This is a genomic window from Agrobacterium sp. rho-8.1, from assembly GCF_033957725.1.
Classification (GTDB): Bacteria; Pseudomonadota; Alphaproteobacteria; order Rhizobiales; family Rhizobiaceae; genus Agrobacterium.
This window is the reverse complement of the sequence record NZ_CP192789.1, coordinates 332,212-349,039: the sequence shown is the minus strand read 5'-3', so window position 1 is coordinate 349,039 and position 16,828 is coordinate 332,212. Positions and strand designations below refer to the sequence as shown.

General features: G+C 57.7%; 16 protein-coding genes and 1 pseudogene. 6 read left to right on the top strand and 11 right to left on the bottom strand.

Annotated features, from left to right (window positions below; translation table 11 throughout):
• Positions 1-3 precede the first annotated feature (3 nt).
• On the top strand, positions 4-750 hold the full coding sequence (locus RMR21_RS16455; RefSeq protein WP_498671749.1) for a PhnD/SsuA/transferrin family substrate-binding protein: 747 nt from the start codon (positions 4-6) through the stop codon (positions 748-750).
• A gap of 23 nt (positions 751-773) precedes the next feature.
• On the opposite strand, the gene RMR21_RS16450 is transcribed toward RMR21_RS16455, so the two are convergent.
• From RMR21_RS16450 to RMR21_RS16400, 11 genes and pseudogenes are all read right to left on the bottom strand, one after another.
• Positions 774-2,261 (bottom strand): HAL/PAL/TAL family ammonia-lyase, encoded by a 1,488-nt coding sequence (locus RMR21_RS16450; RefSeq protein WP_498670546.1) that lies wholly within the window; start codon positions 2,259-2,261, stop codon positions 774-776.
• 76 nt (positions 2,262-2,337) lie between these two features.
• On the bottom strand, positions 2,338-3,078 hold the full coding sequence (gene hutC, locus RMR21_RS16445) for a histidine utilization transcriptional repressor HutC (protein WP_498670545.1): 741 nt from the start codon (positions 3,076-3,078) through the stop codon (positions 2,338-2,340).
• Between the two features lie 92 nt (positions 3,079-3,170).
• A complete protein-coding gene (locus tag RMR21_RS16440; protein ID WP_498670544.1) occupies positions 3,171-4,085 on the bottom strand; it encodes an ABC transporter substrate-binding protein in 915 nt (304 codons plus the stop codon).
• Between the two features lie 66 nt (positions 4,086-4,151).
• Complete coding sequence (locus RMR21_RS16435; RefSeq protein WP_498670543.1) at positions 4,152-4,823, bottom strand: ABC transporter permease; 672 nt, start codon at positions 4,821-4,823, stop codon at positions 4,152-4,154.
• Positions 4,820-5,470: an ABC transporter permease gene (locus tag RMR21_RS16430; protein WP_498670542.1), complete on the bottom strand. Its 651-nt coding sequence runs from the start codon at positions 5,468-5,470 to the stop codon at positions 4,820-4,822. Before RMR21_RS16430 ends, RMR21_RS16435 begins: the two co-directional genes overlap by 4 nt.
• Entirely contained in the window at positions 5,467-6,582 is a 1,116-nt protein-coding gene (locus tag RMR21_RS16425; RefSeq protein ID WP_498670541.1) for an ABC transporter ATP-binding protein, read from the bottom strand. The genes RMR21_RS16430 and RMR21_RS16425 overlap by 4 nt, the downstream gene beginning before the upstream one ends.
• 283 nt (positions 6,583-6,865) lie before the next feature.
• Positions 6,866-7,007 (bottom strand): annotated as a pseudogene (locus tag RMR21_RS16420) (methyl-accepting chemotaxis protein); the annotation flags it as partial.
• A gap of 20 nt (positions 7,008-7,027) precedes the next feature.
• Positions 7,028-7,978, bottom strand: a complete 951-nt coding sequence (locus RMR21_RS16415) for a sugar-binding transcriptional regulator (RefSeq protein ID WP_498671747.1) — start codon at positions 7,976-7,978, stop codon at positions 7,028-7,030.
• Positions 7,979-7,998: 20 nt separating this feature from the next.
• On the bottom strand, positions 7,999-9,465 hold the full coding sequence (locus RMR21_RS16410; RefSeq protein ID WP_498670539.1) for an FGGY family carbohydrate kinase: 1,467 nt from the start codon (positions 9,463-9,465) through the stop codon (positions 7,999-8,001).
• 72 nt (positions 9,466-9,537) lie between these two features.
• Entirely contained in the window at positions 9,538-10,494 is a 957-nt protein-coding gene (locus RMR21_RS16405) for a transketolase family protein (RefSeq protein ID WP_498670538.1), read from the bottom strand.
• A complete protein-coding gene (locus RMR21_RS16400; RefSeq protein WP_498670537.1) occupies positions 10,491-11,303 on the bottom strand; it encodes a transketolase in 813 nt (270 codons plus the stop codon). Before RMR21_RS16400 ends, RMR21_RS16405 begins: the two co-directional genes overlap by 4 nt.
• A 223-nt stretch (positions 11,304-11,526) precedes the next feature.
• Between RMR21_RS16400 and RMR21_RS16395 the strand changes: the two genes are divergently transcribed.
• From RMR21_RS16395 to RMR21_RS16375, 5 genes are all read left to right on the top strand, one after another.
• Positions 11,527-12,507 (top strand): ABC transporter permease, encoded by a 981-nt coding sequence (locus RMR21_RS16395; protein WP_498671745.1) that lies wholly within the window; start codon positions 11,527-11,529, stop codon positions 12,505-12,507.
• Positions 12,508-12,622: 115 nt separating this feature from the next.
• Positions 12,623-13,552, top strand: a complete 930-nt coding sequence (locus tag RMR21_RS16390) for a sugar ABC transporter substrate-binding protein (RefSeq protein ID WP_498670536.1) — start codon at positions 12,623-12,625, stop codon at positions 13,550-13,552.
• Positions 13,553-13,587: 35 nt separating this feature from the next.
• A complete protein-coding gene (locus RMR21_RS16385; RefSeq protein ID WP_498670535.1) occupies positions 13,588-15,066 on the top strand; it encodes a sugar ABC transporter ATP-binding protein in 1,479 nt (492 codons plus the stop codon).
• 23 nt (positions 15,067-15,089) lie between these two features.
• A complete protein-coding gene (locus tag RMR21_RS16380) occupies positions 15,090-15,878 on the top strand; it encodes an SDR family oxidoreductase (RefSeq protein ID WP_498670534.1) in 789 nt (262 codons plus the stop codon).
• A 51-nt stretch (positions 15,879-15,929) separates the two neighbouring features.
• Positions 15,930-16,712: an SDR family oxidoreductase gene (locus RMR21_RS16375; protein WP_498670532.1), complete on the top strand. Its 783-nt coding sequence runs from the start codon at positions 15,930-15,932 to the stop codon at positions 16,710-16,712.
• Positions 16,713-16,828: the final 116 nt, after the last annotated feature.

Sequence of the window (16,828 nt, the reverse complement as noted above, 5' to 3'; positions counted from 1 at the left end):
CCCATGTATGACTGGCCGGAATTGCGCGCCGAAACGGATGCCATTTGGGCGAATATGCGCGCGCGTTTTATCCAGAACGGGATCGACGCTCCCGAACATCTCGTCCGACGCAACGGCGATATGCCGCCCGTTCCCGGCGGCATTTGTGCGGACGACGGTGCGATCATCGCGCCGGATCCGGCAACGCTTGATCCCGACGCGTTCGATCTTGCCGTATTGTGGCGCCATCCTTCACTGCTCCTCTCCATGACCTGTTGGGGACCGATGGAGCTTGGACTGCGCGAGCACGTGCAGGTGATAGGTCAAAGCAATTATGACGGCATTATGGGTGGTGCCGGTGAGCTCTATTCCAGTGCCATCATCGCTCGCAAGGGTGAAGATGGCAGCGCAGTCATCGCGCCCGAGACTGGCGAATCGACCCTGCCGATCAATCTATTCCGTCAAAGCAGACTAGCGTTCAACGAACACCGGTCGATGTCCGGCTATCTGAGCCTGAGGCGCGATTTGGAAACCATGGGCGAAAATCTTGGCCTGTTTGATCAGCTGATTGAAACCGAAGCGCATCGCGCCTCGGTAATCGCCGTTGCGAGAGGTGACGCCGATTTTGCCGCAATCGATTGCAAGTCGTGGATGCTGGCCAAACGATACGAACCTGCTGCCGAAGCCCTGCATGTTGTTGGCTGGACGGGTCAGCGGAAGGGGCTTCCCTTCATCCGCGCCAAACACATCGATATCGGATTTCTGATGTAGCGGTACTGTCGCGTCAAAGAGGATCAGTTCGGTGTCGGGGTCTGTGACAAAAGCAATCGAATGGTCTCCATATCGGATGAGATTGGTCGGTCGTCCGAATAGTGGGCCACGTGGCAGCGAAGAAGGCTGTAAATCGCGTTTGTGCCAGACGCCCGTCCAGCAACGGCTGCGAGGAAATCATGTGCTTGCGCGGCGGCCATCCACTCGATCGCCAGAATATATTCGACGTTGTCGAGCACGGCGAGAAGCTTGTTGGCAGCGGCTGTGGGATGGGCCAGAAAATCCTCCTGAAGCCCGGATGTCAGGCCGCCATCCGTGGAAGCAGGTGCCGCAAGCCGCCTGTTCTCGTTAGCAAGAGCCGCTGCCGTATACTGCGCAATCATGTAACCGGAATGGCTTCCCGCGTCTGACGCGAGGAAGGGTGGCAGCCCGCTGACCAGCGGATTGACGAGCCTGTCGATCCGTCGCTCGCTCATGGCCGCGATCTGCGTCATGGCGATAGCAAGGCCATCGGCTGCCAGCCCAAGTGCAGGCGCGACCGCGTGGGCTTCCGACCACACAAATGGTTCCTCCGGCGTGCCGGAAACAGCGGGATTGTCAGTGACCGATGCCAGCTCACGATCAACGACGGCGGCACAATTCTCAAACAGGTCGCGGGCGGCGCCGTGCACTTGTGGAATGGACCTGAGGCTCAACGCATCCTGTGTCCGCTTGCCTTGCGCCGCGGCGATAAGGTCGCTGCCATCGAGGCGCGCTCGCAACGCTGCCCCGACAGTAGCAATGCCTCGGGAGGAGCGAAGGGAAAGTGCGGCTTCACTGAACGCCAGCATCTGGCATCCTGTTGCCTCCAATGTCAGCGACGCAATGGCATCTGCCCATTCGAGCAGATGGGCCGCGCGGTCCAGAGCCACACTCGAGAGACCCGTCGCACATGCCGTACCGTTGACGAGACACAGCCCTTCCTTTGCTTCCAGAATGAGAGGCTGAAGGCCGATCTCAGCCAGGGCATCCCTCCCGGAAAAAGCTCGATCGCCAATACGAGCCGACCCTTCCCCAATCAGCACGAGCGCGACATGGGCGTTATGCGTCAAATATCCGGCTGAACCACGGGAGGGTACGTCAGGAATACAGTCACGCTCGAGGAAAATTGCCAGATGGGTGACGACCTCCTTGCGAACGCCGGAATGCCCATGCGCGAAATTTGCGATTTGTGATGCGATGATGGCGCGGACGATACGGCGATCAAGAAGGGGGCCTATTCCGCAGGCATGGCTCAGAATGATGTTTCGCGACAGCTTACCCTGTGCAGCGCGATCAACGACCGTGTCTGACAATGCACCGACACCGGTGTTGATGCCATAAGCACGGATACCACGGTCAACGATGCTCTTGACGATCTTGTGCGCTTTCTCGATCCGGCTGTATGCGACGTCCGATAGGGCGAGACTTTCCTTTGTGCTCACCTTGGCCACGTCCTGCCAAGTCAGCTTGTCATCCAGCAACACGGTCATGAGGGTGTCCTGATTTTTGATAGGGTGGAGAAGCGCCTCCGTTCGAGGTCAGCTTACGGTCATCTCGCCAAGGTCATCACGTACTGTAGAGACGATAGCGGCTTCCTGGGTACAGCAGACGAACAGAGGAAATGACACCCGCCTGCGACCATGTCCGCCGACGCACCAGAAGGCAGGGTTCCGTTTTGGAGATTGCCAGCAGTTTGCACTCCCACGGTTGCGCCGTCACAGCCTCAATATGCTGTTCGGCCCTCACGATCGGCGCGACGGCTGTGAGATATCCGTTCGGCGTTATCTTGACGAAATCCTGATTGATATATTGCGGAACGATCACATGATTGACAAACCGGTCTTCGATTTGCATCGGGACGGAATCTTCGGCGTGGACAATGATCGAGTGCGAAACCGGGCTGCCGGCCTCTACGGCAAGAGCGTCTGCCAGCTCCGCATCGCATGTCTCCATCCCCAGCGCGATTACGTTTGCCGTATGGGTGCCACCATTGAGAGTGATCTCGTCGGCGATGTTGGGAACGCTCTGAAACCGGGAGGTTCGCTTCTTGCTGGCAACGAACGATCCTTTACCCTGGACGCGCACAACGAACCCTTCATCGGCCAGCTCGCGCAAGGCGCGATTGGCCGTCATGCGGCTTACGCCCAGCAATTCGACCAGCTCATTCTCCGACGGCACCCGCTGACCGATGGACCACTCTCCGGTTTCGACCCGGCTTCGAACATAATCCTTGAGCGTGACGTAAAGCGGCTTGTCCGTTGCCTGCTCGTCCTGTCTCTTTTCGACCTGTTTCTGCACCGTTGGCATAGGGCTCCAAAAAGCGAACTTCGACAGTTCGGCATGTGACGGTTCCGAAGAGGGTGTGCGGGTATGGTCAGTGTCATACCCGCACACGCCAGTTAGTTCAATTTATGTTGCGTGAGCCATTCACCGGCAACAACATCGAAGCTGTCATGATTGGCCAGCCGACCGTTCATGACGATCAGGTCCTTGGTCGTCATGGCAGCCGATACGGCATCAAGTGTTTTTGTCACGACATCGCTGACCTTGGATTTTGCAAGGACCGGGACGATATTCTGGGCTGGAAAGAGGTTCTTGACGTCTTCAAGAACAATAAGATCGTTGGCGGCGATAGTCGGGTCGGTCGAAAACAGGTTTGCTGCCTGAACCTGATCATTCAGCAGTGCCGACAGCGTCAGGGGCCCGCCGACATCGAGCGACTTGAAAGACTTGAACTCCAGACCATAAAGTTCCTTCAAACCGATAATGCCTTCCTTGCGGGTCTTCCACTCCGGAGGACCGCCCAGCACGAGCTGCGAGGCGACCGGTGCGAGGTCGGCAATAGTCTTGAGCTTGTACTTCTCTGCCGTTGCCCGCGTGACAGCAACGCCATCGGAATCCTGCGCTTCAGAAGGGGTGAGCATCGAAACGCCCTCTGGCAAAGCGGCTTTGAGGGCCGCAGCGACGTCTTGCGGCGAATGGGCAGTTGCATTCTTGTCCAGATAGCTCAGCGTTGCGCCCGCGTATTCCGGTAGAAGGTCGATTGAACCGTCCAGTAGCGCTGGCATATAGACCTCTCGGCTGCCAATGCTCAGTTTCGTTTCTACCTTTATGCCTTTCGCAGCAAGCGCCTTGGCATAAATGGTCGCCAGAAGCTGGCTTTCCGGGAAATCGGCTGAACCGACAATGATGGTGGTCGTATCCGTTCGTGCAACCGGAGCAGCCCCGAGAGGGTCGGTCTGGGCAAGCGTCGTGGTGGCGGAAAGCGCCATGAGCGCAAAAGCGCCAGCTGCTTTGAAAATCCTGTATGCCATGCAAGCTACTCCTTGAGGTTTTACGGTGTTGGAATGGAGACGCGGGTTTGATTGATCGGTGTTTGTTTATAGGCGGCGCGACAGTCCCGGTGAGATCGTAAGCCGAGATATGATGCCGATCGCCAAGTCGACAGCCAGAGCCAGAGCGCCAACGAGCGCGGCCCCTGCTGCCATCTGGTAATAATCGTTCTGCGCACGACCATCGATGATGAGACGCCCAAGCCCGCCAAGTGATACGTAAGCGGCAATGGTTGCCGTGGATATGATCTGTAGCGTCGCGCTGCGCAGCCCTGAGAAAATGAGCGGCAGAGCGCATGGAAGCTCCACATCCAGGAGGATATCGAGTGGACGTTTGCCCATTCCGCGCGCCGCGTCCACAGCTGCCGGGTCCACCGCCGCGACACCGGCATAGGCTCCGCTCATGATAGGTGGAACGGCAAGCAGCACGAGAACGATGATGCTCGGAACGACGAATGCCATATCGGAGGCAAAGACTGGTCCAAACAGGATCACCAGGAGAACGATCAGGCCGAGGCTGGGGAGGGCGCGCAACGCATTGGCAAGGCCAGCGATAAAGACAATGCCGCGACCTGTGTGACCAACATAGAGGCCGATCGGCAAGCCGATCAGGCACGCGAAGAACAGGGCTATGCCGCTGTAGATCAGATGCTGGACGATGAGTGCGAACACGCCATCGGCGCCTGTCCAGTGTATCGGGTCTGAAAACCACGCGATCATCGCTCTGCACCTCTTGGTTGCCATGGTGTCATGCGGCGGGCGGCAAATAATACAATGCCGTCAAGCAGTGCAGCGAGGATCACGCACAGAACGATCCCGGCGATGATCGGCGTGAGAAATCGTAGTTGAAGCCCCTGCGTAAAAAGAAGACCCAGTTGCGGCGTTCCGACAAGTGCTGCAACCGAGACAATGCTGACATTCGAAACCACAGCGACACGTAGCCCTGCCGCGATGACCGGGACGGCAAGGGGAAGTTCGACAAGCAAAAGCCGGGCCGGCGTGCGGTATCCCATCGCATTCGCCGCTTGAATCACATCGGCTGGCACGGACTCGAGACCGTCATGAACTGTGCGAACCAGAAGAGCCAGCGCGTAGACCGTGAGTGCGACGACGACATTGAGAGGGTCGAGTATGCGCGTGCCAAGAACGAGGGGAAGGAGCACGAAGAGCGCCAGAGACGGAATGGTATAGAGCAGGCCAGCTGCGCCGAGCAGGGTTGAGCGGAAAAAACCAGCACGTTGTGCCAGCCAGCCGAGCGGCAATGCGACAACGAGGCTAATGAGAACGGGGAGAACAGAGAGACCGAGATGCCAGACGAACAGTTCGACAATCCGGCCCGATTCACGATAGAGCCAGTCAAATCTCATGGCTGCGCCCCCAACCGCCCCGTTCGTGCCGCTTCGATCGCGGCGGCGACATGGGATAAGGTGACCGTGCCCCTCAGTTCGCCGGACTGCCCGACAATGACGCCGCGACCCGATGGAGAGCTGAGTGCAGCGTCGAGAACATGACGCACGCTGCTCCCTTCGACAGCCAGCGTCCCGCTGAGATTAAGGTCGCTGTCACGCAGGGGGCTTTTGACGCTCTCGACATCCGCCCAGCCGAGGGGGCGTTTTTCGTTATCCGCAACGAGGACCCATCTGTCGGTTGCAATCTGACGAAGGGCCTCTGGACTGGCGCCGAGTGCCGCTGTCGGCTCGATGCCCAGCGGTATGCCGTTGTTCTTGAATTCTGAAAAACCAAGCATACGGTAACCGCGGTCACGACCGATGAAGTCCGCCACGAATTCATCGGCTGGCCTCGCGAGAAGTTCCTGCGGCGTGGCAATCTGCGCGAGCGTACCACCTGTCCGCAAAACGGCGACCTGGTCACCGAGCTTCAATGCCTCATCGATATCGTGCGTGACCATGATGATCGTCTTGCCGATTTCGCGCTGCAGCCTCAGAAATTCATCCTGCAACTGCCCACGAACAACCGGATCGACAGCGCTGAAAGGTTCATCCATCAACATGAACTTCGGATCCGAAGCCAGCGCGCGGGCAACCCCCACGCGCTGCTGCTGGCCACCCGAAAGCTGCCAAGGATAGCGGTCTGCAAAGCTTGCCGAAAGTCCGACACGTTCGAGCAGATCCTTTGCGATGCGCAGAGCCTGTTCTTTTGGCGTGCCGTTGAGCCGCGCCGTCGTCGCAATATTCTGGACGACCGTTCGATGCGGGAAGAGCCCGGCGTTTTGAATGACGTAACCGATCTTTCGGCGCAGCAGGGCGACATCCATTGCGTCCGTCTGCTCGCCATCAAGAAGAATCCGTCCTGACGACGGTGTGATCAGTCGGTTGACCATGCGGAGCGAAGTCGTCTTGCCGCAGCCGGAAGGGCCAACGAAAATGGTCAGCTTTCCGCTGGGTGCGGTCAGCGAAAGGTCATCGACTGCTGTCGTCGGGCCGCGATAGTGCTTGCTGACGTGATCGAAGGTAATCATATGCGCAATCCCTTTTTTCCAGACATCCGCAGCCTCAACCGAAATACATCCACCCCGTAGTTGTCTATACAAGCATGGAGATCAGGGAAGCGCAAGTGGGGGTGCTTATAAAATCTGCGTATCGCTACGTTGATTATAATTTAGGCGGCGACGCAGGTTTGCGCGCTGTGTTAGGATAAGAATCTGCGGCCATACGAGCCGGCATTCATGTGGCTCCGTCCCTCCGCGAGCGATCGCAGACTATCAGCGGTGGAATGCGGATTGATAGATACGGACCGTTGCCGAGCTCACGAACCTCCTGCGCGACCACCGCAAAACCCTTTTACGGCTTCACCAGCGCGAGTAGCTTCGACACCGGCATTCAATGCCGGGAGACTGGTCTGGAACGTGATTTCATCGTCACAGAGAAGAAGGGATGAAATTTGGCTTGGATGTCCGTTGGGCTTTATCTCGTGAGCCGCTCGGCGGTGAACTTGTCTGTCACCAGCATGTCGATGACGCCGGTGCGGAGTGCGCCGGCGATAGCGGCGGTTTTTTCCTGTCCGCCTGCCAAAGCAATGACCCGTTCGACTTTTGAAAGGTCCTCCAGCGAAATGCCGATGACGCGTTCATCAAGCGGTGTTTTGACGAGGTTTCCATCCTTGTCGAAAAAGCGCAGGGATATGTCGCCCACGGCACCGGCCTCGGCCAGATCCGCCAGTTCTCGCGCAGAGAAAATATTTCCCGAGCGAGCCAGAAGCTCTGAGGGTTCGACGGCCCCGATGCCGACGATCGCCAGGGAAATGCTGCCGAAAAGATCAAGCGTATCCCGCACGTACGGGTCGCCCATCATCAGCAGCTTGGCTTCACGGGACGTGGTGACCCCTTGGACCGAGAGAAGCTTTGGCTCCGCCCCGGTCAGTTTCGCTAGTCGCGTCGTCAACTGCGTGGCATGAGTTTGCACCGAGGGGTCGCCCATCCCGCCAAGAGTCTGCACGACATATTTTGCCTGTGCGCTTTTCTGGGGGTGGATGTTCTCGACCATCTTAAAGATCGTCTGGCTCCAGCTCGAAACGCCGATTATCTCGCCGGGTGTGAGGGTAATCTCGAGAAGATGAGCGGCGGCCTCGCCGATCCGCGCCATGATCGCGCCGTCTCGGTCCTCGGAACAGTCGACGACAACGGCTTCTGGAAGATTGTAGCGCTCGCGCAGAGCCTGCTCCAGATCCGCGTATGTTCCTGCTGGCGGAATGACAGACGTGCGCACGATGTCTTCCGCCTCGGCTCGTTTCAGCATTCGTGACACCGTTGCCTGTGACAGGCGCAGATGTTTCGCAATTTCAGCCTGCCGCTTGTGCTCGATGTGATACATCTGTGCCACGCGCGAAATCAGACGGAGTTCATTGAGGCGTCCCATCATCACTCCATGGTGAATTTTTATTCACCTTTACCGAGTGCCGGTCGAAACGTCGAGCGAGCAATTGCATCTTTCCAAGTCTGAATATCGTCACCGCTTCTGTTTGCAGCGGGTTCGATGCGGGATGTGGTGCGGGCAAGGGCCGAGATGGCTTCCAGATCTGGCCACATGCCGATCGACAGCCCGGCAAGGTGTGCAGCACCCAGTGCCGACACTTCAGGTGCTTCGCATTGAATAACGGGGTGTGCCAACGCATCGGCCACCGTCTGCATTAAAAACCGGTTCTGACTTGGCCCACCGTCCACATAGAGCGCGCCAAAGTTGGTCTGGGCCAGGCTTTGCATCGCTGCGAAAACATCGCGAACCTGGAATCCGATGGAATCCGTCACTGCCCGTGCCATCTGCGCCCGCGTGGTGCTGAAATTGATCTGGGAGAACAAAGCGCGTGCATCCGAGTCCCAGTGCGGAGCGCCGAGACCAACAAAGGCGGGAACGAATCCCGGTCCGCCGGGCTCGGCAGTGGCGGCGAGATCGACGAGAGCCGCGACATCGGACAGGCCAAGAATGTCGGCCATCCAAGGGAGGCTGGCAGCCGAAACGAGAATGTTGCCTTCGAAAGCGAATGTCGGCACGCCGCCTATGCGCCAGGCAACGGTGGTGGTGACACCGTGATCGGGTGCAAGAAATTCCGGCAGGGTTGTCATCACCGAGGAGCCCGTGCCGAATGTGACCTTGCCATCACCGGGATTGAATGCGCCGTGTCCAAACAATGCGCCATGGCTGTCACCGATTGCTGCGCGGATGGGTGTTCCGTCCGCCACACCGGGAAAGCCATGTGTAACCCCGAAGTCGCCTGAACTGTCGCGCACGTCGGGCAGGGTCTCTTTTGTTACGCCAAACAAAGCACAGAGTTCGTCGCTCCAGACCTGGCGTTTGAGATCGAACAGCTGGCTGCGCGCCGCATTCGAGGCATCGCAAACATGCAATTTTCCGCCGGTCAAACGATGAATAAGCCAGCTGTCGATTGTGCCAAGACGGATGCGCCGTCCGGCCGGTGCTCGGTCCAGCAGCCATCGCATTTTAGGGCCTGGAAACATGGGGTCCAGTGGCAGGCCTGTGACGGACTGGACGTGATCAAGATGCCCTGCTTCGATCAATCGGACGCAGTCAGCCGCCGTGCGGCGGCATTGCCAGCTGATGACGGGCCCGAGCGGCTCACCCGTTTCCGCATCCCACATGGTGACGGATTCACGCTGATTGGAGATCGCTAGAGCATCAATCTTAACGTTTGCTACGCCTTTCAAACAGGCGTCGACCGCTTCGCAAACGGAATGCCATATACGCTCGGCACCCTGCTCGACCCAACCGGGCTGTGGATAGGATATGCCAACGGGAGATGCACCACGCGAGAGTACGGCACCGGATTCCGAAACGAGCAATGCCTTGGAATTTGTGGTGCCCTGATCAATGGCAAGAATTGCCCGCATGATACTCTCTCTCCCCGTCCTCATCAAAAAGCCGGGCCACCTTTCGACGGCCCGGCCAATAGTTTGAATGACTTACTTTCGCTTGAGAAGCGCTTCAGTCGCATCGGCAATCGCTGCCGGTGCCATGCCGAATTCGTCCAAAAGAAATTCTGCCGAACCTGTGGGGGCAAAAATGCCTGGAACGCCGAGGCGCTTCATCGGAACCGGAGCGTGATCGACTACGACTTCGGCAATCGCCGAACCAAGGCCACCATAGATCGAATGCTCCTCAGCCGTTACGATCGCACCTGTTTCTTTGGCCGCCGCGATGATGGCGTCCTCATCGATCGGGCGGACGGTTGCCATGTTGAGAACGCGCGCCTCAATGCCGCGCGTCGCCAGAATGTCTGCAGCTTTCATCATTCGGTGGGTCAGAGTGCCGTTCGCGATCAGCGTGACATCGGAGCCTTCTCTCAGTACGTTGGCACGGCCAAGTTCAAAGACGTGATTCTCCGGCAGAAGGTCTGGCACGCCAACGCGCGACAGGCGCAGAAAACAGGGGCCGGCATAGCTGGCAGCCCATTCGATGGCTGCTGCCGTCTCGATCCTGTCGCAAGGTGCGATGACTGGCAGGTTCGGCAGCACGCGTGTCCAGGCAAAGTCTTCGATGGAATGGTGTGTCGGCCCCAGATCGCCATAAGCCATGCCTGAGGATATGCCGACCAGCTTCACATTGGCGTTTGAATAGGCGATGTCGGCCTTGATCTGTTCCAGTGCTCGACCCGTCAAAAAACAGGATGCGGCGCACACGAAGGGAAGGCGGCCGCCATTGGCAAGGCCGGCACCGACGCCGATCATATTCTGTTCGGCGATTCCGACATTGATCAGGCGCTCAGGGAACTTGGATTTGAAGCCTCCGAGCTTGGAAGAGCCGACCGAGTCGTTGCAGACAGCGACCACCGTATCGTCTTTGGCGGCCAGTTTTTCCAGAGTTTCTGCAAAGGCATCGCGGCAGTCATAAAGTTTCGTGCTTGATACAGGTGCGTTCATGATGATGCCTCCGACAATTCGAGCATGGCGATGTCATATTGTTCCTTGCTCGGTACTTTGTGATGCCAGTCGACCCGGTCCTGCATGAAGGAAATGCCATGGCCCTTGTTGGTGTGGGCAACGATGCAATGGGGACGAGAGCCACGATGTTCGAATGCAGGCACGATCTGCGACATGTCGTTGCCGTTGATCTCCGTGACGTCCCAACCGAACGCTTCCAGCTTGGGGCGTAGGGGCGCAATATCGTTGGTGTCGGACAGGGCCGCGCCCTGTTGGAAACGGTTGTGATCGATTGCCAGCGTCAGATTGTCGAGACCGAATTGCGCGGCGGCCATGATGGCTTCCCAGTTGGAGCCCTCCTGCATCTCTCCATCGCCGGTGATAACATAGGTGTGGTAATCCGCACCGGACAGTTTCGCCGCTTTCGCCATTCCGACGGCAACCGGAAGACCGTGACCCAGTGGGCCGGTATTCGTCTCGACGCCTGGCACCTTGTTGCGGTTCGGGTGGCCGTTCAGACGGGAGTGCGGCTTAAGGAACGTCGAAATTTCGTCCTCCGGAATAAAGCCGCGTTTAGCGAGCGTTACATAGAGCGCACAAGCGGTGTGTCCCTTGGACAAAACGAACCGATCACGGTTGGGGTCGTGCGGTGCATCCGGGGAGACACGTAAAACATGGAAATACAGCGCCGTCAGCATGTCGATCACCGACATCTCGCCGCCAATGTGTCCCGCGCCAGCTTCAAATACGGCCTGTAAATCGCGCCGGCGGATCTGGCGAGCAATGAGCTCAAGCTCCTTAAGCTGCATAGCATGTCTCTCCTGAATAAATATTCATAATGAGATATATTTGCACATCCCCAAAATTAGTCAAGAGGCGGGATGCGGTTTGTTCATAGCTAAACCTCTAACTAAAAGCTAAGAGCCGACATACGCTCTTGACAGCAGGTAAAGCCATTGCTAATGAATTTTCCAGCAAAGGTGAATATTTATTCTACTTTACCGGCATTTGTGCCGATCATTGGGAGGAATGATGGCTGCGATTGATCTCAAAGAGCAAAGCCGCTCGTCCAGAAATCCATTTGCCAAGCTCAAGGGGGCCACTGGCCCGCTGATGGGCCTTTTGGCGCTGTGCATCTTCCTGAGTCTCGGCACGGATACATTTCTCTCCGTCCGCAATGGGTTGAACATACTCGACCAGATCACGGTCATCGGCATCATGGCGGTCGGCATGACGTTCGTCATTTTGATCGGCGGCATCGATCTTTCGGTCGGCTCGGTTCTTGCGCTGTCGATGATGATCATGGGGTGGACGGCCAACGTGGCTGGCCTGCCGATGGGTTTTGCGATTGTTCTGGCGCTTATTGCCTCTGGCATCAGCGGTTTAATCGTGGGAATCCTGATAACGGCCTTCAGGGTTCCTGCCTTCATCGCGACGCTTGCCATGATGTCAGCTGCGCGTGGTGTCGCCAACATGATTACCGACGGCCAGCAGATCGTGGGTTTCCCGGACTGGTTCATGATGCTGGCCATCGACCGCCACTTCGGGGTGCTGACCGCAACGGTTTTCGTCATGATCGCGGTGCTGATCGCGGCCTGGATTTTCCTGCAGTTTCGTGCCGAAGGCCGCATGGTCTACGCGGTGGGTGGCAATCCCGAAGTCGCGCGTCTTGCCGGTATCAAGGTTCATATTGTTACCATCAGTGTCTATGTCCTGTGCGCCATGCTGGCAGGGCTTGCAGGCATCGTGCTGGCCGCACGCCTGGACTCTGTTCAGCCGTCGAGCGGTTTTGGTTACGAACTTGACACCATTGCAGCGGTGGTCATCGGCGGTACGTCTCTGACAGGTGGTTCGGGTGGTATCGGCGGAACGCTGATCGGTGTGCTGATCATTGGCGTGCTTCGAAACGGCCTCAACCTGCTCAACGTGTCGCCATTCCTGCAGCAGGTCATCATCGGTGTCGTCATCGTTCTCGCCGTGGGCGCGGAAACGCTTCGCCGCCGCAGGAGCTGATACCTCCGGGCCTCACGGCCCGATAGAAGAATTCCCCTTCGATACATTTGAAGCGGAGCAAGGACCTGAGGGCGGAGGACGTACCAAAAGGTCAGGTTTAACCCAGGAGGAAATAATGAAACTAGCTCGTATTCTGATGACGTCCGCTGCCCTTCTTTCGCTTTCGTTCGGTGCCGTGCAGGCCAAGGACGTGAAAAAGATCGGCCTCGCGGTCGCCAATCTTCAGGCAAACTTCTTCAACCAGATCAAGCAAGCTGTCGAAGCCGAAGCCAAAACACGCGGCATCACGGTCGTCACCGTAGATGCAAAGGGTGATGGGCCGACACAGGTCAACCAAATCCAGGATCTTCTCACGCAGAACATCGACGCTCTTATTTACATCCCGGCGGGTGCCGCTGCCGCGACGGTTCCTGTCAAGCTGGCCAAGGCAGCAGGCGTACCGGTCATCAACATCGACCGCAACGCCGACGGCGCTCCGGGCGATACGTTCCTCGCGACAGATTCCGTGGCTTCGGCCAACGCCGTCTGCAAGCACATCCTCGAAAAGGCTGGCGGCAAGGGCAAGATGGTTATGATTCACGGCCAGAAGGGAACCACGCCGGAAGTCGACCGCACCAAAGGTTGCATGGAGGCTGTGAAGGCCTATCCGGACGTCAAGATCGTTGCGGAGCAGTGGTCAAACCTCTGGAGCCAGGATGAAGGCTTCCAGATCATGCAGAACATGCTGCAAGCCAATCCCGACGTCTCGATCGTCTTTGCCCAAGCCGACGGTCTGGCGCTCGGCGCGGCTCAGGCCATCAAGGTAGCCAAGCCGACGCAGACGATCACGCTGGGTGGGTTTGACGGCGACACCGCCGCTCTCGAAGCTCTCAAGAACGGCGTCTTCGATGTGACCGCGACACAGCAGACGCAAAAGATGGGACGCGAAGCCGTCGATTCCGCGGTGAAAATCGTTGCCGGTGAAAAGGTGCCAGCGGTGCAGTTGCTGGATGCCACCTTGACCACGAAAGACAACGTTGACGGCTTCATCGCCAACCATCCGTAATCTCTACTTCACAAGCAATCAGCGGAGGGTGCGACATGACTGAACCGGTGTTGTCACTGAAGGGCATATCGAAGCGGTATGGTCCTCTCGAAGTCGTCAAGAATGTGAGCCTTGACGTCTATGCCGGCGAAGTCGTGGCACTTCTCGGCGAGAACGGTGCGGGCAAATCTACCTTGTCCGGTATCATTGCCGGCTCTCGCATTCCCTCCGAAGGTTCCATGACATGGCTGGGGCAACCTTATGCCCCGGCCTCTCCAAGGGAGGCAATCGACAAGGGCGTGGTGCTGATCCACCAGGAACTGCAACTGCTGCCGGAATTGACGATAGCCGAAAATGTCTTTCTGGGACGTTGGCCGACGCGCAACGGTGTCGTTGACCGGGCGCAGATGGTCAGCCGTGCGCAGGAACAGATGTCGCGCCTCAACCTTCACATCCCTGCGACCCGCAAGGTCGCTGGCCTGTCTACAGCCAACCAGCAGCTTATCGAGATTGCCAAGGCATTGGCGCTCGATGCCAAACTGCTTATTCTCGATGAACCGACGGCTGCGCTTGGTGGCGCGGAAACCGAGGCTCTTTTCGAGCAGGTTCGCAAGCTGCGGGCTGAAGGCGTGGGCATCATTTACATTTCCCATCGCATGGAAGAAATCCGCAAGATCACCGACCGTATCATCGTTTTGCGCGATGGTGAGCGCGTCAATGAATTTGCCGACAGCGCAACACCCGTCAGAACGATTGTCGAAAGCATGGTCGGTCGCTCTCTTGAACGACTATTTCCGCAATTGCCTGAGCCGACCGACAAGGTCGTCCTGAAAGTCGAGGGCCTGACGTCGGCGGAGAACTCGTTCCGCAACGTGACGTTTGATCTGCATGCGGGGGAAATTCTGGGCATTGCCGGACTTGTTGGTGCGGGTCGGACCGAGCTTGTCCGCGCGATTGCTGGCGCAGATCCCATCCGTTCCGGCACGATCCGGCTGGATGGCAAGGCGCTTTCGCTGCGCAGCCCGTCCGATGCCATCGATACCGGCATCGTCATGGTACCGGAGGATCGCAAGGATCAAGGTCTGGTTGTTGAGCACCGCATCGGTGAAAATCTCATCTATGCAAATCTCGACCAGCTGGGCGGCCGCTGGCTGACTGGTAGCATGAAGCGCAACTTCGCGAATGCGGCCATTGCCAAGTTCGGTGTGAAGGGGCGCAGCGACCAATATGCCTCCGACCTCTCCGGCGGCAATCAACAAAAAGTTGTCATCGCCAAATGGCTTGCCCGAAACCCGAGGGTGGTGGTGCTTGATGAGCCGACACGCGGCATCGATGTGGGAGCCCGCGCTGGTATCTACGATATCATCGCCAATCTCGCCAAACAGGGTGTCGCGGTCATCGTCGTCAGCTCGGATCTGGAAGAGGTGCTCGGTGTCTCGAACCGCATCCTTGTCCTCGCACAGGGCAATCAGGCCGGAATTCTCAACCGTGACGAGGCCAATGACGTCTCCGTCATGGAACTCGCAACAACCTAAATACATAAATGAAAGGAAGAGCGATGGCCGAGATCACGCTCAATGCTCCCAAGCTTTTCGATTTGTCCGGACAGGTCGCTATCGTTACCGGTGCCGGCAGCGGTATCGGCCAGAGAATTGCCATCGGTCTGGCGCAATGCGGTGCAGACGTTGCCCTGCTGGATCGTCGTACTGACGATGGCTTGGCTCAAACGGCTGAATTCGTCCGGTCTGCTGGGCGCAAGTCGATCCAGATCGCAGCTGACGTGACGAGCAAAGCTGCCCTAGCCGACGCTGTCGGCCGCACGGAAGCCGAACTTGGAAATCTGTCGCTTGCCGTTAACGCTGCCGGCATTGCCAATGCCAACCGCGCCGAGGATATGGAAGAAGACCAGTATCAGACCCTGATGGATATCAATCTCAAGGGGATTTTTCTATCCTGCCAGGCGCAGTCACGCGCCATGCTCAGACACGGCAAAGGCTCTATTGTCAATATCGCTTCCATGTCAGGCGTCATCGTCAATCGCGGACTCAACCAAGCGCATTACAATGCCTCCAAGGCTGGCGTGATCCATATGTCGAAATCGATGGCGATGGAATGGGTTGACCGTGGCATCCGCGTCAACACCATTTCCCCCGGCTACACCGCAACACCCATGAACACCCGCCCGGAAATGGTGCATCAGACAAAACTTTTCGAAGAGCAGACGCCGATGCAGCGTATGGCAAGCGTTGATGAAATGGTCGGTCCCGCCGTCTTCCTTTTGTCAAATGCCGCCAGCTACGTAACGGGTGTCGATCTGCTGGTCGATGGTGGCTTTTGCTGCTGGTGATGTGGCGTCTCGTTCTGTCGTCATTCAACGTACACTTCAAACGGAGGTCGCATGGCCCGGTTTCATAACAAGACGGTCGTCATCACGGGCGCTAGTCGCGGCATTGGTGCTGCAATTGCAAAGCGCTTTGCAGAGGAGGGGGCCAATTTGGTCGTCTCCGCAAATGAAGAGGCCGTCCACCTCATTGCAAAGCAGATCCAGGCGGATGGCGGCAAAGCCATATCCTTCGTTGGCGATGTGACCAGCAAGACAAGTGTCGTTGACCTTTACGACGCGGCCGAGACAGCGTTCGGGTCCGTTGATGTCTCGATCCAGAATGCTGGCGTCATCACCATCGCCAAGGTCGAAGACATGACTGAAAACGAGTGGGACAAGGTGATGGCGGTCAACACGAAGGGAGTTTTCCTGTGCGCCCAGGAAGCCATTGCCCGCATGCGCAAACACAAGCGCGGCGGTCGCATCATCAACACGGCGTCCGGGCAGGCACGCGATGGCTTCATCTATACGCCTCACTACGCGGCATCCAAAATGGGTGTCGTCGGCATTACTCAGAGCTTAGCGAAAGAGGTGGCAGTAGAAGCCATCACCGTCAACGCATTCTGCCCGGGCATCATCGAAACCGATATGTGGGCCTATAATGACGAAGTATGGGGTAAGTTGCTGGGTAGCTATGCGCCCGGCGAGCTTATGAAGGAATGGGTCCAGGGCATTCCCATGAAGCGCGCAGGGTCAGGCGCAGATGTCGCCGGTCTCGTAACGTTCCTCGCAAGTGATGATGCCGCCTATATCACAGGCCAGACGATCAATGTTGATGGTGGTTTGATCATGTCCTGATCCACTGAGAAGCCCCACGCACTCGATATCATCGCTGATGATTCCCAACAATACGGGCTCGCATCATGCAGCCTTCACCGTTTCTGAGCTAAGGGTGGCTCTGACCGATCCCTCGG